Origin of the sequence: Vibrio sp. MED222 (assembly GCF_000153005.1) — a bacterium.
In the GTDB taxonomy this organism is placed as follows: domain Bacteria; phylum Pseudomonadota; class Gammaproteobacteria; order Enterobacterales; family Vibrionaceae; genus Vibrio; species Vibrio tasmaniensis_A.
On record NZ_CH902610.1, the window covers coordinates 54,838 to 76,580 of the forward strand.

General features: G+C 43.9%; 19 protein-coding genes. 17 read left to right on the forward strand and 2 right to left on the reverse strand.

The genetic code is table 11. The annotated features are described in order from the left end of the window. Window positions 1-48 precede the first annotated feature (48 nt). From xerD to MED222_RS04175, 8 genes are all read left to right on the forward strand, one after another. On the forward strand, window positions 49-963 hold the full coding sequence (xerD, locus tag MED222_RS04210) for a site-specific tyrosine recombinase XerD (RefSeq protein ID WP_009848426.1): 915 nt from the start codon (window positions 49-51) through the stop codon (window positions 961-963). A 26-nt stretch (window positions 964-989) separates the two neighbouring features. Next, window positions 990-1,769: a thioredoxin fold domain-containing protein gene (locus MED222_RS04205; RefSeq protein WP_009848427.1), complete on the forward strand. Its 780-nt coding sequence runs from the start codon at window positions 990-992 to the stop codon at window positions 1,767-1,769. 79 nt (window positions 1,770-1,848) lie between these two features. Further along, window positions 1,849-3,585 carry a single-stranded-DNA-specific exonuclease RecJ gene (recJ, locus tag MED222_RS04200; RefSeq protein ID WP_009848428.1) on the forward strand — a complete coding sequence of 579 codons (1,737 nt, stop codon included), beginning with the start codon at window positions 1,849-1,851 and terminating at the stop codon, window positions 3,583-3,585. A 251-nt stretch (window positions 3,586-3,836) separates the two neighbouring features. Continuing rightward, window positions 3,837-4,935, forward strand: a protein-coding gene (gene prfB / locus MED222_RS04195; RefSeq protein ID WP_100208942.1) for a peptide chain release factor 2 whose coding sequence is annotated in 2 segments (ribosomal slippage) — window positions 3,837-3,911 and window positions 3,913-4,935 — 1,098 coding nt in all. Because the reading frame shifts where the segments join, the coding sequence is not laid out codon by codon here. Between the two features lie 98 nt (window positions 4,936-5,033). Next, window positions 5,034-6,566 carry a lysine--tRNA ligase gene (lysS, locus tag MED222_RS04190; protein ID WP_009848430.1) on the forward strand — a complete coding sequence of 511 codons (1,533 nt, stop codon included), beginning with the start codon at window positions 5,034-5,036 and terminating at the stop codon, window positions 6,564-6,566. Window positions 6,567-6,843: 277 nt separating this feature from the next. After that, window positions 6,844-8,178, forward strand: a complete 1,335-nt coding sequence (gene vpsR, locus MED222_RS04185; RefSeq protein ID WP_009848431.1) for a cyclic-di-GMP-binding transcriptional regulator VpsR — start codon at window positions 6,844-6,846, stop codon at window positions 8,176-8,178. Window positions 8,179-8,750: 572 nt separating this feature from the next. Then, a complete protein-coding gene (locus MED222_RS04180; RefSeq protein WP_004735015.1) occupies window positions 8,751-9,002 on the forward strand; it encodes a hypothetical protein in 252 nt (83 codons plus the stop codon). Between the two features lie 194 nt (window positions 9,003-9,196). Next, window positions 9,197-9,508: a DUF6482 family protein gene (locus MED222_RS04175; protein ID WP_009848433.1), complete on the forward strand. Its 312-nt coding sequence runs from the start codon at window positions 9,197-9,199 to the stop codon at window positions 9,506-9,508. A 115-nt stretch (window positions 9,509-9,623) separates the two neighbouring features. Here the strand turns inward: MED222_RS04175 and mutH are convergent, their stop codons facing one another. Then, window positions 9,624-10,289, reverse strand: coding sequence for a DNA mismatch repair endonuclease MutH (gene mutH / locus MED222_RS04170; RefSeq protein WP_086017877.1), 666 nt, complete (start codon window positions 10,287-10,289; stop codon window positions 9,624-9,626). A 615-nt stretch (window positions 10,290-10,904) separates the two neighbouring features. Between mutH and rppH the strand changes: the two genes are divergently transcribed. From rppH to MED222_RS04135, 7 genes are all read left to right on the forward strand, one after another. Continuing rightward, window positions 10,905-11,423, forward strand: a complete 519-nt coding sequence (gene rppH, locus MED222_RS04165) for an RNA pyrophosphohydrolase (protein ID WP_009848435.1) — start codon at window positions 10,905-10,907, stop codon at window positions 11,421-11,423. A gap of 2 nt (window positions 11,424-11,425) precedes the next feature. After that, window positions 11,426-13,675 carry a phosphoenolpyruvate--protein phosphotransferase gene (ptsP, locus tag MED222_RS04160; RefSeq protein ID WP_009848436.1) on the forward strand — a complete coding sequence of 750 codons (2,250 nt, stop codon included), beginning with the start codon at window positions 11,426-11,428 and terminating at the stop codon, window positions 13,673-13,675. 8 nt (window positions 13,676-13,683) lie between these two features. Next, window positions 13,684-14,475 carry a sulfite exporter TauE/SafE family protein gene (locus MED222_RS04155; protein ID WP_009848437.1) on the forward strand — a complete coding sequence of 264 codons (792 nt, stop codon included), beginning with the start codon at window positions 13,684-13,686 and terminating at the stop codon, window positions 14,473-14,475. 57 nt (window positions 14,476-14,532) lie between these two features. After that, the gene (lgt, locus tag MED222_RS04150) at window positions 14,533-15,354 is read left to right on the forward strand and encodes a prolipoprotein diacylglyceryl transferase (RefSeq protein ID WP_004735021.1); all 822 of its coding nucleotides are present in this window, start codon (window positions 14,533-14,535) and stop codon (window positions 15,352-15,354) included. Window positions 15,355-15,363: 9 nt separating this feature from the next. After that, a complete protein-coding gene (locus MED222_RS04145) occupies window positions 15,364-16,215 on the forward strand; it encodes a thymidylate synthase (RefSeq protein ID WP_009848438.1) in 852 nt (283 codons plus the stop codon). 140 nt (window positions 16,216-16,355) lie between these two features. After that, on the forward strand, window positions 16,356-17,747 hold the full coding sequence (locus MED222_RS04140) for a winged helix-turn-helix domain-containing protein (RefSeq protein WP_009848439.1): 1,392 nt from the start codon (window positions 16,356-16,358) through the stop codon (window positions 17,745-17,747). 217 nt (window positions 17,748-17,964) lie between these two features. Then, window positions 17,965-18,441, forward strand: coding sequence for a hypothetical protein (locus MED222_RS04135; protein WP_009848440.1), 477 nt, complete (start codon window positions 17,965-17,967; stop codon window positions 18,439-18,441). 306 nt (window positions 18,442-18,747) lie between these two features. Here the strand turns inward: MED222_RS04135 and MED222_RS04130 are convergent, their stop codons facing one another. Next, complete coding sequence (locus MED222_RS04130) at window positions 18,748-19,893, reverse strand: Na/Pi symporter (protein ID WP_009848441.1); 1,146 nt, start codon at window positions 19,891-19,893, stop codon at window positions 18,748-18,750. A 389-nt stretch (window positions 19,894-20,282) separates the two neighbouring features. Between MED222_RS04130 and nhaR the strand changes: the two genes are divergently transcribed. After that, window positions 20,283-21,173 carry a transcriptional activator NhaR gene (gene nhaR / locus MED222_RS04125; RefSeq protein WP_009848442.1) on the forward strand — a complete coding sequence of 297 codons (891 nt, stop codon included), beginning with the start codon at window positions 20,283-20,285 and terminating at the stop codon, window positions 21,171-21,173. A gap of 100 nt (window positions 21,174-21,273) precedes the next feature. Further along, a complete protein-coding gene (locus MED222_RS04120) occupies window positions 21,274-21,567 on the forward strand; it encodes an ArsR/SmtB family transcription factor (RefSeq protein WP_009848443.1) in 294 nt (97 codons plus the stop codon). Window positions 21,568-21,743 lie beyond the last annotated feature (176 nt).

Here is a 21,743-nt window from a genome sequence, read left to right on the forward strand (position 1 = left end):
TTGCTCTGGCATACTCTCAAAACAGTTTCCAATATTGTGAGTAACACTATGCAGTCGCCTCAAGGGCAGAGCGCAGACCACGGTCTAGTAGAACAGTTTTTAGATGCTATGTGGATGGAGCGAGGATTATCGGAGAATACGCTTGTCTCGTACCGTACCGACCTGTCTAAGCTTCTAACGTGGATGGAAAAGAACAATTACCGCCTCGATTTTATTAGTCTTTCAGGACTACAGGATTATCAAGGTTGGTTAGCCGATGCTGACTTTAAGCAGACTTCTCGCGCTCGTATGTTGTCGGCTATTCGTCGCTTGTTTCAATATCTACACCGCGAGAAAGTAAGAGCCGACGACCCTAGTGCATTGTTGATCAGTCCCAAACTGCCGAAGCGCTTGCCAAAAGATTTGAGTGAAGAACAAGTGGATTCGCTGCTTGAAGCGCCAGATCCAAACGACCCTATTGAGCTTCGCGATAAGGCGATGCTTGAGTTACTCTATGCAACTGGTTTGCGTGTTACGGAACTCGTCAGTTTGACGATGGAAAACATCAGCCTAAGACAGGGCGTGGTGCGTGTTATTGGTAAGGGCGGTAAAGAACGCTTGGTGCCAATGGGCGAAAACGCCGTCGATTGGATAGAGACTTTTATTGAACAAGGTCGTCCACAATTACTCGGTGATAACAGCTCGGATGTGGTTTTTCCGAGTAAACGCGCGAAGCAAATGACTCGTCAAACGTTCTGGTACCGTATTAAGCATTATTCGGTTATTGCTGGTATCGATACGGATCTATTGTCACCACACGTATTGAGACATGCTTTTGCCACTCATTTACTGAACTATGGTGCCGATCTCAGGGTCGTACAGATGTTGCTTGGACATAGTGACTTATCGACCACCCAAATTTATACTCACGTGGCGACTGAAAGGCTGAAGCAAATTCACGCTCAGCATCACCCACGTGCTTAAATCCATTTATTTTTAAGGTGAACCTAATGAGCGTATTACGCCGTCTTCCTCTACTAGCGCTTCCTCTCATGATTACTGCATGTAATGCATCAGAAGCGAAAGTAGAAACAACATCAACAGCCGTAGAAGCTGCTCCAGCTCAAGCTATTGATACAGCTGCGTTAACTAAGCGTTTTGAAAAAATCGGTATTAAGGTCGATAAGATTGTTCCTTCGGATATCGATGGTCTTTTAGAAGTTCAAACCAACAGCGGTATTATCTTTTCTTCTCCAGAGGGCGATCACTTTCTAGCCGGTACACTTTACTCTTTGGATGAAAACGGTAAGTTCAGTGATGTTTTGGCTGAGCGTCAAGCTCCACTGAATGCTGAAAAAGTCGCAGCGATGTCGGATACGGTTATCGAATACAAAGCAGATAACGAAAAGTACGTTGTGACAGTATTTACTGACATTACGTGTGGCTACTGTGTTCGTCTGCACAGCCAAATGCAAGGCTACAACGATCTGGGTATCACCGTTCGTTACATGGCTTACCCACGCCAAGGTGCGACAGGGCAAGTTGCCGATCAAATGGCGGCAATCTGGGCGTCTGATGATCCAAAAACAGCTATGCATGATGCTAAAGTCAATCGTCAAATGCCAGCGTCTGGTAAAGACCTAGCAGAGCAAAAGCAGATCATTGCTAAACAATACCAACTCGGTCGTGAGCTTGGCATCAATGGCACTCCGGCTATCGTGCTAGCAAGTGGTGAGTTGGTGAGTGGTTACTTACCTCCGGCGCAACTTATTCAGCGTTTAGAGCAGTAATCTTCATTTTTTATTACCTATTATTCCCCCCTGTTTTTGATTTAAGGAGTGGCCTGATTGATATCAGGCCCATTTTTATATGATAGAGATCCAACGCCGTCCTGAGGTCGACATTTCAGTCTTACCTGCTCATTTACCTGACTTGTTAAAGCGCATTTATGTGAGTCGCGGAATCGACAGTGCTGACCAGCTAGAGACAGCTGCGAAAGGTTTGCACTCTTATCAAAAACTGGGCGGCATTGATGCTGCAGTTGAATTGTTGTTCAAAGCCATTCAGCAGCAAAAGCGCATCATCATTGTTGGTGACTTTGATGCCGATGGCGCGACAAGCTCCGCGTTGTCTGTGCTTGCTCTGCGAATGTTGGGTAGCTCTAATGTTGATTATCTGGTACCCAACCGTTTTGAAGATGGTTATGGCTTGAGCCCTGAGGTTGTCGAACAGGCGATCGAACTTGGTGCTGAAGTGATCATGACAGTCGACAACGGTGTATCTTCAATTGACGGTGTTCGCTTTGCTAAAGAGAAAGGCCTTGATGTACTGGTTACTGATCATCACTTGCCTGGTTCTGAATTACCGATTGCAGATGCAATGGTCAATCCCAACCTAGAAAGCTGCGCATTTCCTTCAAAATCGCTAGCCGGTGTGGGTGTCGCCTTTTACCTGATGATGGCATTGTGTGTTCATATGCGTAAGTTGGGCTGGTTTGCTCAACACGGCATGACAGAACCCAAGTTGATGGAACTGATTGACCTAGTGGCTCTGGGTACTGTTGCAGATGTGGTACCACTTGATGAAAACAACCGAATCTTGGTACACCAAGGGCTACAACGCATTCGTGCGGGTAAAGCTCGTCCGGGTATTCAAGCCTTGATTGAAATTGCTAAGCGAGATGCTAAGCGTTTAGTTGCCTCCGATTTTGGTTTTGCGCTTGGTCCACGTATCAATGCGGCTGGCCGATTGGATGACATGTCCTTTGGTGTTGAGCTGCTAATGAGTAATAACATCCATGCCGCGCGTCGAATGGCGAGCGAGTTAGATGGCTTGAACCAAACACGTAAAGAGATCGAAGAGGGCATGAAACAAGAAGCGATGGCTTTTTGTGAGCGCCTTGAATTTGGTAAAGACGATTTGCCTTCTGGTTTGGCTCTGTTTCAACGTGATTGGCATCAAGGCGTAATTGGTATTCTAGCTTCGCGTATCAAAGACAAATATCACCGCCCAGTGATCGCATTTGCTGATGGTGGTGAAGGTAGCATTAAGGGTTCATGTCGTTCGATTCCAGGTTTGCACATGCGCGATGCGCTAGACAGAATCGACACTCAAAACCCTGGCCTGATCTTGAAGTTTGGTGGTCACGCAATGGCAGCCGGGTTAACCATTATGGAAAAAGACTTCGAGCGATTCAGCAAGATGTTTGATGACGTTGTGCGTAAAGAACTCGGTGAGACGGCACTTAAGGGCATTATCTTGTCTGATGGTGAGCTGCTACCTGAAGAGTTCTCAATGCATACCGCTGAAACATTGCGTTCAGGTGGTCCGTGGGGACAAGCTTTCCCTGAGCCCATCTTTGATGGTGAGTTTAAAGTTCTGCATCAAAAATTAGTGGGTGAAAAGCACCTAAAGTTAATGCTTGAGCCATTGTATAAAGGCCACCCGACCAATGTGATGATTGATGGTATTGCCTTTAATGTTGACCTACGTCGCTGGCCTGATGCCTCAGTGAAAACGGTACATCTTGCGTTTAAGCTTGATATTAACGAGTTTCGTGGCAATCAATCGTTGCAGTTGATGATTGATCATATCGAAGCGAAATAGTTGAAGCCAAATAGCGTTATCGTTCACTGAATGAGGTTCATCATTTAGTACCTAATCCAACAAGCTCTGTTCAAAAACAGGGCTTGTTTTCCTTTATTGCCTTACAAATTTTACGTGTTTTTTCTGCCCGTCAATTTTATATCCGATTAAGTTATTGAATCTTGGTGTACCACTCTAAAAAATTCTGTATCTCCGTCACACTTTTGAGTACAATTCTCCGGTTAAATTCTACTCATAAATGATGAGCTAAAATGTTTGAAATCAATCCTATAAAAAACCGTCTGCAGGATGTGTCTGAGCGCACAAATATCCTGAGGGGGTATCTTTGACTATGACGCAAAGAAAGAGCGTCTAGAAGAAGTAAACGCAGAATTAGAACAACCGGATGTATGGAACGAACCTGAGCGTGCTCAAGCGCTAGGAAAAGAGCGTTCAGCATTGGAAGCGGTAGTAGAAACGATCGACCAACTTGACCAAGGTGTTGAGGATGTTGATGGCCTATTAGAGCTTGCGGTTGAAGAAGAAGATCAAGAAACGTTCGATGAAATTGAGCCAGAACTAGCTGAGCTTGAAGCTAAGTTAGAGAAATTGGAATTCCGTCGTATGTTCTCTGGTGATCACGACGCATCAGATTGCTACATCGATTTACAGTCAGGTTCGGGCGGTACAGAAGCTCAAGACTGGACTTCAATGATGTTGCGTATGTACTTGCGTTGGGCAGATTCGAAAGGCTTCAAGACTGAAGTTATCGAAGTGTCTGATGGCGATGTTGCTGGCCTTAAAGGCGCAACGGTACGTATCTCTGGTGAGTACGCTTACGGTTGGTTACGCACAGAGACTGGTGTTCACCGTCTAGTTCGTAAGTCACCATTTGATTCAAGTGGTCGTCGTCATACTTCATTTGCTTCTGCGTTTATCTATCCTGAGATTGATGACAACATTACGATCGACATTAATCCTTCTGACCTACGTATTGACGTATACCGTGCCTCTGGCGCTGGTGGTCAGCACGTAAACACCACGGAATCGGCGGTACGTATTACTCACGTTCCAACTAACACCGTGGTTCAGTGTCAGAATGACCGTTCGCAGCATAAGAACAAAGATCAAGCGATGAAGCAGCTACGTGCTAAGCTTTTTGAACTTGAGATTCAAAAGCAAAATGCTGAAAAACAAGCGAGCGAAGAAACGAAATCAGACATCGGTTGGGGCAGTCAGATCCGCTCTTACGTGCTGGATGATTCACGTATCAAAGATTTACGCACCGGCATCGAAAACCGTAATACTCAAGCGGTTCTTGACGGTGACTTAGACAAGTTTATTGAAGCTAGCCTGAAATCAGGTCTGTAAGCTTTATCAACTATTAAGCTTTACCAATAATATTGGTAAAAATGCCTATATTTTCAAAAATATAGCTGTCCAAATTATAAAAGCAGGGTACATCTCAAATGACTGATGCTGTTCAAAACGAAAATGCACAAGAAGCTTCTTCACCTGAAGAGAACAAACTAATCGCTGAGCGCCGTAGCAAGCTGGATCATATCCGCCAAAACTGCAAAGCGAACGGTCACCCAAATGATTTCCGTCGTGAGCACCTAGCTGGCGATCTTCAAGCGGAATTCGGTGAGAAGACTAAGGAAGAGCTAGAAGAGCTTAACCACATCGTTGCGATCGCAGGTCGTATTATGGCGAAGCGTGGTCCATTCCTTGCGATTCAAGAAACTTCTGGTCGTATCCAAGCGTACGCAGCGAAAGACGTACAAAAAGTACTGAAAGAGAAGTACCAAGGCCTAGATATCGGTGACATCATCGGTGTTAAAGGTGCGCTTCACAAGTCTGGTAAAGGTGACCTTTACGTGAACATGGAAGAGTTTGAATTGCTAACCAAAGCACTTCGTCCTCTGCCAGAGAAGTTCCACGGTCTAACTGACCAAGAGATGCGCTACCGTCAGCGTTACGTTGATCTAATCGTGAACGAAGACTCTCGTAACACATTCATCGTGCGTTCTAAGCTTGTGTCTTCAATCCGTAACTTCATGAGCTCAAAAGGCTACCTAGAAGTTGAAACGCCAATGATGCACGTGATCCCAGGCGGTGCAACAGCACGTCCATTCATCACTCATCACAACGCACTAGACATCGACATGTACCTACGTGTTGCACCTGAGCTTTACCTTAAGCGTCTAGTAGTTGGTGGTTTTGACCGTGTATTCGAGATCAACCGTAACTTCCGTAACGAAGGTCTTTCTCCACGTCACAACCCAGAATTCACAATGATGGAATTCTACCAAGCGTACTCTGACTACAAAGATCTAATGGATCTAACGGAAGAGATGCTAAGCACAGCGGCGATGGACGTTCTTGGTTCTACTTCTATGCCTTACGGTGACGAAACAGTTGAGTTCGGTGGCACTTACGCTCGCATGAGCATGTTCGATGCAATCAAACACTACACACCTGAAAATGCAAACATTCAAGCTCTGACTGAAGACGATCTTCAGAACAGAGAATTGATGGTTAAAATTGCAGAAGAAGTGGGTCTTTACGTTGAGAAGTTTTGGACATGTGGTCAGCTTCTTGAAGAGATCTTTGGTGAAACGGCTGAGCCTCAGCTAATTCAACCAACGTTCATCACGGGTTACCCAGCGGACATCTCTCCACTGGCTCGTCGTAGCGACAGCAACCCATTCTTCACAGACCGCTTTGAGTTCTTCATCGGTGGCCGTGAAGTAGCGAACGGTTTCTCTGAGCTTAACGATGCACAAGACCAAGACGAGCGTTTCAAAGCACAAGTTAACGCAAAAGACGCGGGTGATGACGAAGCTATGTACTACGATGCGGACTACATTACTGCACTAGAGCACGGCCTACCGCCAACAGCGGGTCAAGGTATTGGTATCGATCGTCTAGCGATGCTATTTACTAACACCCACACAATCCGTGACGTGATCTTGTTCCCGGCAATGCGCCCACAAGCGTAATTTTCGCTTATGGGGTGTTTACTGCCCGTGTAATTTAAAAGCCACCTTCGGGTGGCTTTTTCGGTTTTTAGCGTCAAAACCTAGCTCGTACCGCACTCTTGATTCGAAAAATGATTATTTATGACATAGTCTTACCATTGAGACAAAAAATCTAAGATAGTCTCATTACTATACGTATCGGATCTGAATACGATCTTGCGGCAACTTTGTACCCGTATGATTCGTTTAACTCGTGTTAGCCTGATTGAAAAAAATAAAAACAGAATAAGGAAGAAGGATGGGAACTCAATTTAAGATGGATTCCTTACCAGGTTCTCTTATCGTCGTTGGTGGTGCGTACGAACCCTGGTTATCAGTGTTAGAACAAGTGGGTTGGCAATGTACCCAGTGTGCAGATTTACGAAAAGCCGATGCCTTAATTACTGATATTGGCCCCTGCATTGGCATTGTGGATCTTAGTCATGATGAGTTTAGCCTTAATGGTATCGCTAACCTCGTGAGCAACAACAAGCAAGTTCGATGGCTTGCTTTTATCCGTGAATCGCAATTGAGCTCAGATACAATCTGCCAATTTATCGTTAACTTCTGTATCGACTTTTTCACGGCACCAATCCCTGATGCTCAGCTATTGAGTACCATTGGTCATCAACTGGGTATGCTCAAACTTGAGCAGAAAGTATGGCCAAACTACGGTATTAACAACAATATGGGCCTACTCGGTGATTCTGTGGCGGTGAAACGCTTGAGAGACCAAGTCAAGCGAATTGGCCCCACAGATGTCAGTATTTTGATTTACGGTGAGAGTGGGACAGGAAAAGAGACAATTGCACGTTCCATTCATCAAAATTCATCGCGAGCTCAGAAACCATTTTTAACTGTGAATTGCCGTGCTCTATCTGAAATGAGGATAGAGACTGAGATGTTTGGTATTTCAGCCCCAGCAACGGCAGCGCCTTGTATGTTGGAAGAAGCCGATGGCGGAACCCTCTTACTCAACGATGTCCTAGCGATGCCTCGTAATCAACAATTGAACCTTTTACGCTTTTTACAAGAAGGGAAAATTGAAACCACGAAGGGAGCTAAGTCGGTTGATGTTCGCATTTTGGCTGCTAACTCTTCTGATATTGAAAAGGCATTGATCGAGGGCGACTTCAATGAAGAGCTTTATCATTACATCAATGTTCTGCGTATTCATGTTCCTAGCTTAAAAGAACGTGTGAGTGATATTTCAGTGCTAGCGAATCATTTTCTGCGTGAGTACTCAAAAGAGTTTAATGCGCAAGCGAAGAGCTTCTCAGACGATGCTATCCGCTCGATGAGTCGCTACCATTGGCCTGGCAACGTTCGTGAATTGATGAATCAGATTAAGCGTGTTGTGTTGATGTCTGATGCTGTCATCATTGAGGATCATCAACTGGATTTACCAAAACAGAATGATGAACGCCGCAGTCTGAAAAGTATACGTGAACGTTCAGAGCGAGATGCTTTACTCATTGTGTTGGAATCTTATGGTGGTCAAGTGTCTTTGGCCGCTAAGGAGCTTGGAGTTTCACGCGCAACTATGTACCGCTTACTCAATAAACATGGTCTTATATCTGAGGGCGTTGTTTAGAACGTTCTATTCATTGACTCTATCCGGTGAGTGAAAATTCAAGGGCCACGTATCATACGTGGCTTTTTTGTTTCTGAAGGATAGTCCGCTGTTCTATAGAGAGAGCCCTAAGATAGATATGCTGTGATTTTATATAATCATAGTGAATATGTTATATGTAAATGAATATGCAACTGATATTTCAGGCGAATGCATTGTTTTAAAAATGTTAACCAATTATCGGTTGAATAATATACTCACTTGGTTAGACTTTAACCGTGAAAGCAACGATTTAACAAAGACTTGTCTGCTTTTACGACCCCATTTCTTTTTGGATTTTTTAGTTAGCTTGGAGGCGCAAATGAAACATTTCGATTTTATACAGCATATTTGCGCGTCGTTTGATCCGTGTACTGACATGGTGACTGATATGTCACACACATCAGCCATGGCCGATCGAAACACCCAAGATAAACCTAACTAATAGATCCGTACCCTTATTTGGCTGCGGAAAAATAGCAGCTAAGTGAGAAGCCCTCATACTATCTAGAACGCTATTTTTCCTCAGTTTATTCCACAACTGGAGAGTTATTATGCGTCACTCAGTATATTTAAAACTAGCAACAGTTCTTATCCGTGCAGACCTTCGTCGTGAAGAGCGTGAATGGCAACGAAAAGTTCGTCGTAGTTCATATGATCTACCATGGAACAACACCCATTTATTGAGAGATATTGGCCTTGAAGCCGATGGTCGACCAATTGGTTTTTCTGAGCCTGAAGTTGTCACGATTGAGCGCCGAGTTCGTCATCTTCGTCGAGTCTTAAGCGCGCGAATACCGACGTAATCTTGTGGGGTGATAGCGCCTTTCACCCCACAAGATAAACATCAGCGATAGTTATGGCGTCGAAAATGCAAATTTTTGAACTAGAACTGGCCAAAAAAAGAGAAGCTCTTGCTTCTCTTTTTTTGCTTTTTTAAGTCGTTATCTAGTAAAGGTAAATAGTTCGGCTAAGCTTTACAGAGCAAGGGAGGCTGACTATGCAGAAGCATCAATTAGACATGTGGTTACATGGAGAGCACAAAGACTCTTATCAGACACCGAAAGTGTACGTTATTGGTTGCTCTGATATCTCTGAATATTTGCTGGCGGTGGAGTACAAACACAAGCTAGAACCGGTAAAGCAAGACGGCGAGCCGCTTCACTTTGGATCCTTGGATCAAGTGAAAGAGGAATTACTCCGGCTCGGCTTTGAAAAGGCCTACCTTCGCTTGCACAACGCGTATGATGAGTTTGGTAATGAACCCAACCAAAGCTACTGCGATATTGAACTGGCGCTCAAACCTCATTAGAGAGTATTCTTAACGAGCGTTGTAGTGAGAAATTACTTCTAAATTGAGACGGTTTATAACGTACTGATCTTTTAGCCTATCTATGCTAGATAAAACCTCTATGCGTAATGGCTTTCTATGCGTAATGGGTTGTCAGCAATCTGTGGGTGAATTGAGTTCGTAGATAGAAACCACGAGGTTTGGTCTTTATTGGTTTTCCACTTGCACCGTAAGCTTCTGTTAACACTCGACTGTTGGCGGCTTTTGGTCGCAAATGCAGTGCTTCGCCGTGTCTTGCTGTTATCTGTTCAACATTACCTAACACGATCAGCTCCATGAGCTCTTCCCAATCCCTTTTTAAGATCTCGTCTTCCGCTTGGGTTGGTGTCCACAATAAAGGGGATCCTACATGCCTTTCTGCCAGTGGGATCTCTCTTTCTCCCTCTACCGGGATCCACAACACTTTAGACAGCTTGTTTCGAACGTGACTGGTTTCCCACGTTATGCCTTGCACGCCCATCAATGGCGCGACACAAACAAAGGTGGTTTCGAGTGGCTTCCCTGAATAACCAATCGGGATACTTTTTAGCTCGATCCCGAGCTTGGCAAAATCTTGTTCTGGTTTACTGCCAGCTGGCGCACCCAAGTGCCATTCCAATAGTTGTCCAACCCAGCCTTTATCTCGCTTTAGGTCGTTTGGTACAACCATATTGGCTTCATCGGCGAGCTCTTTGAAGGTCATTCCTGCAATAGCATATGCTCTGTCTAACAGCTCTTGTTGTGTTTGTGGTTCTGGTTTCATAATAAAAGGCATGATCAAAAAAATGATTTTACCAGAAGTTATCACCATATGACGACTGGTTAAGAAATGATCGCCTTGCTAGAAAAGGGATCAAACTCATGGTTATCCACAGGACATGAAGGTAATTAATTGAAATATTAATTTAGTGGATAAATAAACAGGGGTTTGCAGGGGATAAAATGCTTGCTAAATAGGGTTTGAAATGAATCTTTCACTTACTAGTGTGGATAAACATCGGAGTGGTTGATCTTTAACCATGGGTGGTTTTTAAAAGATCTTTTTATTTTCTCATGTTTTTAAAATTGATGGGTTTGTTTCAATTTATTGATTATTAATGTTTTTTTTGTCGGTGGGTGGTTTTTTGTTTTTGGTCCTGATAAATCTATGGATTAAAAAAAACGATTGCGGGTAATTCTTCACATAGTTATTCACAGAAAAGGTGAATAAATGTGGTCTATGTCTCACTCTTGTGTGGGTAACTAAGATTTGAGCAAAACTTATCCATATTCGTAGTTATTATTCATAAATATAGCGCTTGTCACGTCACTAAGTTTGCTCCGATTGGGGATATGTGGAAAAATCAGTGTAATTAAAAATTTAGATAGAGGTTGGCCAGTGATAGATGGCGATGGTTACCGATTAAATGTTGGTATTGTAATCTGTAACAACCATGGTCAGGTCTTCTGGGCTAAACGATACGGGCAACATTCATGGCAATTCCCTCAAGGGGGAATAGATGAAGGTGAAACTCCGGAACAGGCAATGTACCGCGAGTTATATGAAGAGGTTGGCCTTACTAAAAAGGATGTAAAGATCGTCGCGACAAGTCGTCATTGGTTACGCTATAAGCTGCCCAAACGACTGGTTCGGTGGGATTCTAAACCTGTCTGTATTGGACAAAAACAGAAGTGGTTTCTTTTACGCTTAGATTGCGATGAATCGCATATCAATATGCAGCGTGGAAGCACACCTGAGTTTGATGGTTGGCGTTGGGTGAGTTACTGGTACCCAGTTCGACAAGTTGTATCTTTCAAGCGAGATGTTTACCGTCGAGCGATGAAAGAATTCGCATCTTTAGCAATGCCGTTTAAAGAGCGAAAAACAAAAGGAAAGCGCAAATTGCGTAGAGGTTAAGCATGCTCAGCCAACTAAGGGAAATAGTTGAACACGTATCAAGAGTTGAAGATGTGTCGACGGCTCTTGATATTTTGGTTAAAGAGACATGCAGCGCGATGCAGACGGAATGTTGCACCGTGTATTTGGCAAATAATGATATGCAGCGTCTTGAGTTGATGGCAACTCAAGGCCTGATCTTCAAAGGCAATAGTATTCACATTGGTTTTGACGAAGGTTTGGTTGGCCTTGTTAAAAGAAGTGCTGAACCTATTAACCTTGCACAGGCGTCTGCTCACCCTGCTTATAAGTTTTTTCCCGAGCTTGGAGAAAAGGTTTATCACTCTTTTCTCGGCACTCCGATTATCTATCGCAAGCAAGTGCTTGGCGTATTGGTCATTCAACAGAAGTCCCCCCGTTTATTCAGTGAGATGGAAGAATCCTTCCTTGTTACACTCTCAGCACAACTTGCGGTTATTGTGGCGCATGCCCAAACTCAAGGCCATTGGCTGTTAGAGCAACAGAAGCTACCTGCGACCAAAGGTATTGCAGCTTCATCGGGTGTGGCGATTGGTGACTTATGGTGGGACAACACTCAGCCTGAACTCACCGATGTTTACCCTGCTTCGACGCTCAATGTTGAAAGGGAGCATGAGCTGTTGGCAGTCGCTGTCGAAAATGCTCTCAATGATTTTAAGCGAATGCGAAAGCGTTTAGATAGTGAAATCAATAAAGACGCGTTGGCGATCTTTGATCTGTTTACTCACTTACTCAACGATCCCATGTTACGTAAGGATCTCAAGAGTCAAATTCAGAAAGGCGACAAAGCCGATTGGGCATTGAGACAGGTTGTTGAGAGTTACTCTAACCGTTTTGCTCGTATGTCAGATGTGTACCTTCGGGAGAGAGCGCAAGACGTCCGAGAGCTTGGTCAAAGACTGCTCTATTTCCTCCACAATTCTGAACATGAACTTCGCACGTTAGATAAACCGATTATTTTGGTGGTTCGTGAGTTAACGGCCTCTGTATTAGCGTCTATTCCTAAAGAAAAACTATTAGCGGTTATTTCCTTGGAAGGGGCGGCGAACTCGCACGCAGCGATTTTATCTCGAGCTTTGGGTATTCCTTCTGTTATGGGAGTTAACCTTAATCTTTCGCAAGCTAATGGTAAGCAAGCGATTGTTGACGGGTATAGCGGTGAGATTTTTATTGAGCCGACTAAAAACCTGCTCAAAGAGTATCGGGGGCTGATTCTAGAAGAGAGTGAGCTCTCCTCTATGGTCAATCGAGAACTGTACTTACCGGCAAAAACGAAAGACGACAAGCAAGTCGAGATTCTGCTTAATGCGGGTTTGAGTGCAGACACTAATATCGCCATTAACCAAGGGGTTGATGGGGTTGGTCTGTATCGAACCGAAATTTCTTTCTTGTTGCAGCAAAGGTTTCCGTCAGAGGACGAACAATTCAAGCAGTATCGTTCTGTGCTTGCGAGTTACCCCGAGAAGCAAGTGGTGATGCGAACCTTGGATATTGGTGGAGATAAGGCGTTACCTTACTTCCCAATAGAAGAAGACAATCCATTCCTTGGTTGGCGTGGTATTCGTTTTACGCTCGATCATCCTGACATCTTTATTATTCAGTTACGTGCCATGTTACGTGCGAGTTGTGATAGCCAGAACTTGAGTATCTTGTTGCCGATGATCTCTAGCACTCAAGAACTGGATGATACTGTTCAACTCATCGAGCAAGCCTACGATGAAGTGCATGAACTCGACAGTCGAGTTCGCATGCCGCGTATCGGTATCATGATTGAAGTGCCATCCATGCTTTACCTTCTTCCGCTTATTGCGGATAAAGTTGATTTCGTTTCGGTGGGCACCAATGACTTAACTCAATATTTATTGGCGGTTGACCGGAACAATTCCCGTGTCTCTGATGTCTATGAATCCATGCACCCTGCAGTGATCATGGCATTGAAACACATCCATGATACTTGTAAGCAATATCAATTGCCGGTGTGTATATGTGGAGAGCTCGCGGGTGATCCAATGGGTGCATTGCTCTTGATTGGGTTAGGGTATGAGACGTTAAGTATGAACACCTCAAATGTCGCAAGGACTAAGTATTTGATTCGTCAATCTAAGCTTAGTGAACTGCAAGATTTGGCAAATGAGGCGCTATCAAAACCGTATGGAAGTGACATCTATAGTATGATGCTCAACTATTTCGAAGAGCGTGAATTTACAGGCTTCATTCGAGCGGGTAAAAAATAGGATTTAACGTGTCATATGAACTGATAGGCTTGCTAGCAGGCCTTGGTGCTATTGTTGGTGTTTTAGCTGGCTTGCTGGGCATTGGTGGTGGTTTGCTGGTGGTTCCTGCCTTACTCTTTTTGCTTCCTAAAGCGGGTATCCCTCAAGAGTTTGCGATGCAAATGGCATTGGCTACCTCGTTATCAACCATCATCGTTACGTCGGGATCGTCTGCGATTAACCATTTAAAATTGGGTAATGTAGAGATTTTTGTCGTTAAATGGTTGATACCAGGTGTCGTGATAGGTGGCTTCCTAGGTTCTTTCGTGGCCGATGTGATTCCAGCTCAATACTTACCAAAAGTCTTTGGTGTGATTGTCTTGGTATTGGCGTTGCAAATGCTGTTGTCGATTCGCTCTAAGAACCAAAAGTCGATGCCGGGTTCAGCTAAAACCGTGCTGTGTGGTGGCGGTATTGGTTTGGTATCAAGTTTAGCGGGCATTGGCGGTGGGTCTTTGTCGGTACCTTTCCTCAACCATCACGGTGTGGAAATGCGTAAAGCCGTCGGCTCATCTTCGGTATGCGGTTGTGTTATCGCGATTTCGGGAATGCTAGGTTTCATTTGGCATGGATCTTCTGTCGATGATCTTCCTGCGTATAGCTTAGGTTATGTTTATCTGCCGGCTTTGATTGCGATATCTTGTACCTCAGTGTTGACCACTCGAGTGGGTGCGAAACTGGCCACTCAATTACCAACCTCTGTTCTGAAGAAATTCTTTGCGGTATTTTTAATGTTTATAGCAGCGACAATGCTGCTGTAGTGTCTTTTCTGTTAGCTATTGAGCTAACCGTTAATCAATTTAGATAGAGAGCCAAGTATGTCTCAGGGTTTTATCGAATTCCCAAATATCGATCCTGTTCTTATTGAACTAGGACCAATCTCAGTTCGTTGGTACGGCCTAATGTACCTTGTCGGTTTTATGTTTGCTCTTTGGTTAGCAAATCGCCGAGCTGATCAACCCGGTAGTGGTTGGACTCGAGAGCAAGTATCAGACCTACTGTTTGCTGGCTTTCTAGGTGTGGTGCTTGGTGGTCGTATTGGCTACGTACTTTTCTACAACTTTGGCCTTTTCATTGATGATCCACTCTACCTATTTAAGGTATGGACTGGCGGTATGTCTTTCCACGGTGGTTTACTTGGTGTGATCACCGCGATGCTTTGGTATGCCAAAAAGAACGGTCGAACCTTTTTTGGTGTCGCTGACATGATTGCACCATTGGTTCCATTTGGTTTAGGTATGGGCCGCATGGGCAACTTCATGAACAGTGAGCTATGGGGTCGTGTGACTGATGTGCCATGGGCGATTGTATTCCCTAACGGTGGTCCACTTCCTCGTCACCCATCTCAGCTTTATGAAATGGCGCTTGAAGGTATTGTACTGTTCTTCATCTTGAACTGGTTCATCAAAAAGCCTCGCCCTCTTGGTTCTGTATCAGGGTTATTCCTAGCAGGATATGGTACATTCCGCTTCCTAGTTGAATACGTACGTGAACCTGATGCTCAGCTAGGTTTGTTCGGTGGATTTATCTCTATGGGACAAATTTTGTCACTGCCAATGGTTATCATCGGTGTGCTGATGATGGTTTGGGCATACAAGCGTGGTCACTACAAAGATGAATTACCACAACAAACGAAGTAAGGAATTGGTGTGAAACAGTATTTAGATCTCTGTCAGCGTATCGTTAATGACGGTACTTGGATTGAAAATGAACGCACAGGCAAGCGCTGCCTAACCGTAATCAATGCTGACCTTGAATATGATGTAGGTAATAACCAATTCCCACTGGTAACAACACGTAAAAGTTTTTGGAAAGCCGCAGTTGCTGAGCTGCTTGGCTATATCCGTGGTTACGACAATGCTGAAGATTTTCGTAAGCTAGGGACTAAAACTTGGGATGCGAATTCTAACCTGAATGAAGCATGGCTAAATAACCCTTACCGCAAGGGTGAAGACGACATGGGCCGTGTTTATGGCGTTCAAGGACGTGCATGGGCAAAACCTGATGGCGGTCATATCGACCAACTGAAGAAGATTGTTGATGATCTAACGAACGGCATTGATGACCGCGGCGAGATCTTAAACTTCTATAACCCAGGTGAGTTCCACATGGGTTGTTTACGTCCGTGTATGTACAGCCACCACTTCTCTCTACTTGGTGACACTTTGTACCTAAACAGTACTCAGCGCTCTTGTGATGTTCCATTAGGCCTGAACTTCAACATGGTTCAAGTGTATGTGTTCCTAGCAATCATGGCGCAAATTACTGGTAAGAAAGCGGGTGTGGCTTACCACAAGCTGGTTAATGCTCATATCTACGAAGATCAACTCGCACCTATGCGTGATATCCAGTTGAAGCGTGAGCCTTTAGCGGGGCCAACATTCCATATCAATCCTGAGATTAAGTCTTTAGAAGATTTGGAAACGTGGGTGACGATGGATGACTTCTGGGTTGAAGGCTACGAATGCCACGAAGCGATTAAGTACCCATTCTCGGTTTAATCTAATCTGCTTTGTTTGACTGACTGACTGATTGATCGAAAGGCTGCCTCTGCGCAGCCTTTTTTATTTCTGATGCTTGGCTTGCTTACTATTCGTAAAACCAATAATCTTGAGTGGTCTTTTCTAACCACAGAACTACTATGACTCGCTCGCATTGCTTTGTATTGCAACACGACTTTCCTATTTCTTTCTACCCTGATAAAAACCAGTTGGTGATTGATAGTGAAGAGATTCATTTAGAGCCACTACAAGCAAGGCTGCTCAGCTATTTCATCGACAAGCGCGGGCAAGTGGTTAGTACGCAGCAGATAGCTGCTGATGTCTGGCAACGAACTCAAGTGTCTGACAACTTGGTCAGACAGGTCATCAGTTTACTGCGCAGTCAGCTTCAGGATAAAGTACGTCCGTATCGCATCATTCAGACCATTCCTAAGCAAGGTTATCTGTTCGATATTGAGATAATTCAGCCTAGCGTTGAGACTACTCCCGTAGTAGAAATTCCCCCACCTGAAATCAAAGTTGTTTCTAAGCCTAAAAATAAAACCATCGCCCTGATTACAACCGCAGTATTCTCTATTGGCTTAATAGCAACTTGGGCATGGCAAAGCGATATCCCAACCAATGACACAGCTGTTATTTCTGCGCCTCAAAGTGATGTGATTCCCGTTTATATCCATGACATAACACTCGATTCTGCGGACGATTATGAGATGTCGGAAAGCGTGTACAACTACCTATTCTACGGGCTGAACTCAGCGAGAAATTTATCGGGTTACCACTTCTCTCAGCTCTCGAAACAGGGCAAGCAATCACTTGCCAATAATGGTGTCGAACTCAAAGGTTGGCTCAAGCAAAAGGGCAGTAATTATATACTGAGCGTGCTGATACAAAACAACCGCCAGCCCAATCAAAGCCAGAAAGTGGAAAAGAGCTTTAGCCAAGATAACTTCTTTGATGCCATTGGGGATGTGATTCTTGAGATCAAAGCCATTATTGCCCCAATGAGTTCAGAATACGGTGTCGTCAGTCATCGAGTGACTTCTATTGATAACTACGATGATTGGAAGGTTATTTCAGAGGGAATATCGCTTTTCTACCAAGGCAAAGGTGGACAGCCATTTGCAGAGATCGCACTTCAGTTGGATACGATTCAACAGCAAGGAAGAGACAATTATTTGGTCAATGCCTTATTGTCGTATTCGGAATCTTTGGCTTATTTGCAAAGTCATGAGCAAGAAGATCGCGAACATGCACTGCAACTGGCAAAGCAAGCCTTTGAGATGAACCCACGTTGTGATATTGCCAACCTTACCTTGGGTCTTGCACTGTTAATCAACCAACATGCCAATCAAGCTTTCCCTTACCTTTTTTATGCGGCCGAAAGTACACCGAGCCCTATCAGTTTTTATCTACTTAGTGTGGCTGACAAGCTGTCGGATAACCCAGAAGGTTCGCAATACAACTATCAGCGCTATACCGAAGTGAAAAAAGAGTATAATGGCCAACTGTTTGATCTTATTGAATCTTTATAAAAAACAAACCTTTCCTAAACCACATAATTCTCTTTGAAGTGAAGACGTTGAGTTACCGCTAATAGTAACGGCTCTTCTGCAAGGTTTTCTTGTGCCGACAGGCTTCTCAACATGTTTGATTATTGTTTGGAGTCAGGCTCGATTGCCTTGCATCAAGCGTAAAAACATCGACTTCCACATACTGGTCACCAAATCATTAATTATTTGGGGTACACACATGTTGAAGAAGTTTGCTTTTCAGATCATTCCAATTCAGATCTTCTTATTCGTCTTTTGGTTCAAAAATGGCTTTGTCGATAAAGTGATGGGCGTTGTGCTTGGCTTTATTACGCCAGATACCGCTTATTCAGGTGATACTTGGGCTGGCTGGAAAGGCTATATTGTAGGTACTTGGGATAAGAGCCAAATCGGTCATGCTTTACTGAGCCCTACGTTCGATTTTATGTTCCCTATTCTGATTGCTTTGCAATGTGTGCCATTTTTATTGGTTCTTCGTTCAGTACTAGCAGGTGAGTTCATGTCTGGCAAGGAGCGTCCGTGGTTACTCTATGCTGCCTTTGCTTCTCTGTTTGTGACGGCTTGTATGGCTTTCACTCAAACCATCACAGGTGCAAGCGATGGGCAGTATCTATGGCAACTTATCGGCTTTGGCATGGTTGCCATTATGTATCTGCGTAATGAGCAAGGTAAGTAAGCGTTTCTTTAGATGCGAGATAAGGGGAGTTAGATACAAGTAGAAGAGATTCGGGATACTAAGATCAAAAACCCCCGTCATTCCCTATCACGCTCGTTCCTCGCTGTAGGGAATGACGGGGATATATAGATGCGAGTAAAACGGGCTTTTCGTTACTCGCTCACTCGCATCCATCCTGTATCTGCTTTCAACTTGTCACTCGCTACTCCAATCTTCTTTTTGTTTCCCACATCTGCCTTTCAGAAAAGAAAAAGCCCGCAACCTAGGAGGTTGCGGGCTTTGCTATAAGCGATGTTTGTTTTGCTATTAAGCTGTCAGTGCTAACACGCTACCAGGCAGTACAAGGAATACCGCAACAAGATAACCAGCTACTACAGCTTTGTTTTTCACTGCCATGTCTGAAATGATATCAGCTGCTTTCACTGGCAGTTCACGTAGGAACGGAATACCAAAGATGAATACCGTTGCCATGATGTTGAACACCAAGTGTACTAGAGCAATCTGTAGTGCGAATACTGCGAACTCACCAGATACTGCTGTCGCTGCTAATAGCGCGGTAATACACGTACCGATGTTTGCACCTAAAGTGAATGGGTAAACGTCACGTACTTTAAGAACACGTGAACCAACTAGTGGAACCATCAAGCTTGTTGTCGTTGAAGAAGACTGAACAAGGATAGTCACGATAGAGCCAGAAGCGATACCGTGGATAGGACCACGACCGATTGCGTTCTTTAGAATCTCACGAGCACGGCCAACCATTAGGCTCTTCATTAGCTTACCCATTACCGTGATAGCTACGAAGATAGTCGCGATACCTAGAACGATAAGCATAACCCCACCAACAGTGTCGCCAAACGTTGATAGTGGCTCTTTAATCGCACTTACAACAGGCTTAGTGATTGGCTTGATGAAGTTAAGACCACCCATGCTCATATCACCTGTTGCTAGCATCGGTGATACTAACCAGTGAGAAATTTTCTCTAGAATACCAAACGCCATCTCTAGTGGTAGGAAGATAGCAACGGCTAATAGGTTAAAGAAATCGTGAATCGTCGCACTTGCGAATGCACGTTTGAACTCATCTTTACAACGAACATGACCAAGGCTAACTAGCGTATTGGTTACTGTAGTACCAATGTTTGCACCCATGATCATAGGGATTGCTAGCTCAACAGGTAAACCACCTGCCACAAGGCCAACGATAATTGAAGTAACTGTACTTGATGATTGAATAAGGGCTGTTGCCACTAAACCAATCATTAAGCCTGCAACTGGATGTGAAGCAAATTCGAAAAGAACTTTTGCTTGCTCGCCTGTTGCCCATTTGAAGCCTGTACCAACCATTGAAACTGAAAGTAATAGTAGGTAAAGCATGAATGCCAAGTTAGCCCAGCGTAGCCAACGAGTTGTGCTCGAGATAGGCGCTGCTGCAGTAGTAGCTTGGTTCATAATGTTTTCTCCATTGGACCGTTTTAGTCTGTGTTTGGTCTGTTTGTTTAATCTGAGCGTGATGTTAGAGAACAAATATTTCAGTAATATTACATTTTGGTTTAGGTGAGACTTTTTTGTGATGATTTGCTCTTTAAATATTTGGTCTTGAAATGGTGGTGGATTAACTTGTTGTTTTTAAAGTTTTTTGTTCGTGTTTTTGATAGGTGATATAGATCTTAAAAGTTAGAGAAAAATTGAAAATAATCGTTGAAATATTACATTATGAAATTAGACACTTCGTAAAAATAAGTAGTAATTGATAGTTAGGTGTGGTTTTTCCGAGTTTGTTGAGTGGGGAGGGCATATTTGATATAACAGGTTATCTTCTCTTTTTTTACGGCACATTTATGTCGCATCTCAACTATAACCACCTTTATTACTTCTGGATGGTTTGCAAGCAAGGCTCTGTTACTAAAGCTGCAGAAGCCCTATTCCTAACACCACAAACGGTAACTGGTCAGATAAAAGCCTTAGAAGAGCGTATGGACGGCAAGCTAACTAAGCGTAATGGTCGCAGTGTTGAGCCGACAGAGCTTGGGCAGTTGGTCTTTAAATATGCCGATCGTATGTTTGGCCTGAGTTACGAGATGCTGGATATCGTGAATTATAGCCAGCACTCCAATATTCTGTTTGATGTTGGCGTCGCGGATGCACTGTCCAAAAGATTAGTCAGCAAGATATTGATGTCGACAATCCCACCCGATAACAGCATTCATTTACGCTGCTTTGAATCGACTCATGAAATGCTACTTGAACAACTTTCTCAGCATAAGCTCGATATGATTTTGTCAGACTGCCCGGTGGATTCTAGCCAAAGCCCAGGCCTGTTTAGTAAAAAGTTGGGTGAGAGTGGTATGAGCTTTTTCAGTTCAGGTAATGTGGAAGGTGTTAACTTTCCTGCTGTATTAGAACAAAAGAAACTGTTAATCCCAGGAAGTCGAACTTCGATGGGGCGTAAAGTACTGCAATGGTTTGATAGACAAGGACTTAAGCCTGATATTTTGGGTGAGTTTGATGACGCGGCATTGATGAAGGCTTTCGCTCGTTACCACCACGACGCTATTTTCTTAGCGCCTACGCTATATATGTCAGAGGTTGAGGAAGATACGTCATTGCAATTGTTGGGGGGAATCGAGGAGTTAAAAGAGGAGTACTACGTCATATTTGCTGAGAGGATGATCCAACATCCAGCAGTAAAAAATGTATGTGACGCAGATTTTAGCAAATTGTTCGAGTGAGCTTGTTTGTTAATGAATTGATATCGATTATCATGACTTCATAATCTGCCGGAAATACAGATAACCCGGACTTGGCGTAAAGGTTGTATGGAGCCAAACTATGAACTTAAAAGAGATGGAGAAGAATTCAGCACAAGCTGTGATTCTACTCAAAGCCATGGCCAATGAGCGTCGCTTACAGATTCTGTGCCTATTGCATGGTACTGAGCTGTCGGTTGGGGAGTTGTGTGGCAAGTTGGAATTGAGTCAATCTGCTTTATCTCAACATCTTGCTTGGTTGAGAAGAGATGGTTTGGTCGAAACTCGCAAAGAAGCTCAAACAGTGTATTACACATTGAGCAGTGAAGAAGTAAAAGCGATGATTAACCTACTGCATGGTATGTACTGCAAGTAGTTTATTGCTGGTGGGGGAAGTGATTTCTTACCAGGGGTAGGGTCGACACAAGGAAGTGTCAGTATTTCATGTCGAACGTTAGTGCCTATCAGCAAACCGCATATCTTTAAGTAAACCAAGTAACGCTCAGCAAGAAAAATCTCTGTGTTACTCAAAATTTAGATATAAAAAAACCG

What these genes read in the sequence shown, in the direction of transcription:
- xerD (WP_009848426.1), top strand. Translation starts at nt 49, where the DNA reads ATGCAGTCGCCTCAAGGGCAGAGCGCAGACCACGGTCTAGTAGAACAG.
- MED222_RS04205 (WP_009848427.1), top strand. Translation starts at nt 990, where the DNA reads ATGAGCGTATTACGCCGTCTTCCTCTACTAGCGCTTCCTCTCATGATT.
- recJ (WP_009848428.1), top strand. Translation starts at nt 1,849, where the DNA reads ATGATAGAGATCCAACGCCGTCCTGAGGTCGACATTTCAGTCTTACCT.
- lysS (WP_009848430.1), top strand. Translation starts at nt 5,034, where the DNA reads ATGACTGATGCTGTTCAAAACGAAAATGCACAAGAAGCTTCTTCACCT.
- vpsR (WP_009848431.1), top strand. Translation starts at nt 6,844, where the DNA reads ATGGGAACTCAATTTAAGATGGATTCCTTACCAGGTTCTCTTATCGTC.
- MED222_RS04180 (WP_004735015.1), top strand. Translation starts at nt 8,751, where the DNA reads ATGCGTCACTCAGTATATTTAAAACTAGCAACAGTTCTTATCCGTGCA.
- MED222_RS04175 (WP_009848433.1), top strand. Translation starts at nt 9,197, where the DNA reads ATGCAGAAGCATCAATTAGACATGTGGTTACATGGAGAGCACAAAGAC.
- mutH (WP_086017877.1), bottom strand. Translation starts at nt 10,289, where the DNA reads ATGAAACCAGAACCACAAACACAACAAGAGCTGTTAGACAGAGCATAT.
- ptsP (WP_009848436.1), top strand. Translation starts at nt 11,426, where the DNA reads ATGCTCAGCCAACTAAGGGAAATAGTTGAACACGTATCAAGAGTTGAA.
- lgt (WP_004735021.1), top strand. Translation starts at nt 14,533, where the DNA reads ATGTCTCAGGGTTTTATCGAATTCCCAAATATCGATCCTGTTCTTATT.
- MED222_RS04140 (WP_009848439.1), top strand. Translation starts at nt 16,356, where the DNA reads ATGACTCGCTCGCATTGCTTTGTATTGCAACACGACTTTCCTATTTCT.
- MED222_RS04135 (WP_009848440.1), top strand. Translation starts at nt 17,965, where the DNA reads ATGTTGAAGAAGTTTGCTTTTCAGATCATTCCAATTCAGATCTTCTTA.
- MED222_RS04130 (WP_009848441.1), bottom strand. Translation starts at nt 19,893, where the DNA reads ATGAACCAAGCTACTACTGCAGCAGCGCCTATCTCGAGCACAACTCGT.
- nhaR (WP_009848442.1), top strand. Translation starts at nt 20,283, where the DNA reads ATGTCGCATCTCAACTATAACCACCTTTATTACTTCTGGATGGTTTGC.
- MED222_RS04120 (WP_009848443.1), top strand. Translation starts at nt 21,274, where the DNA reads ATGAACTTAAAAGAGATGGAGAAGAATTCAGCACAAGCTGTGATTCTA.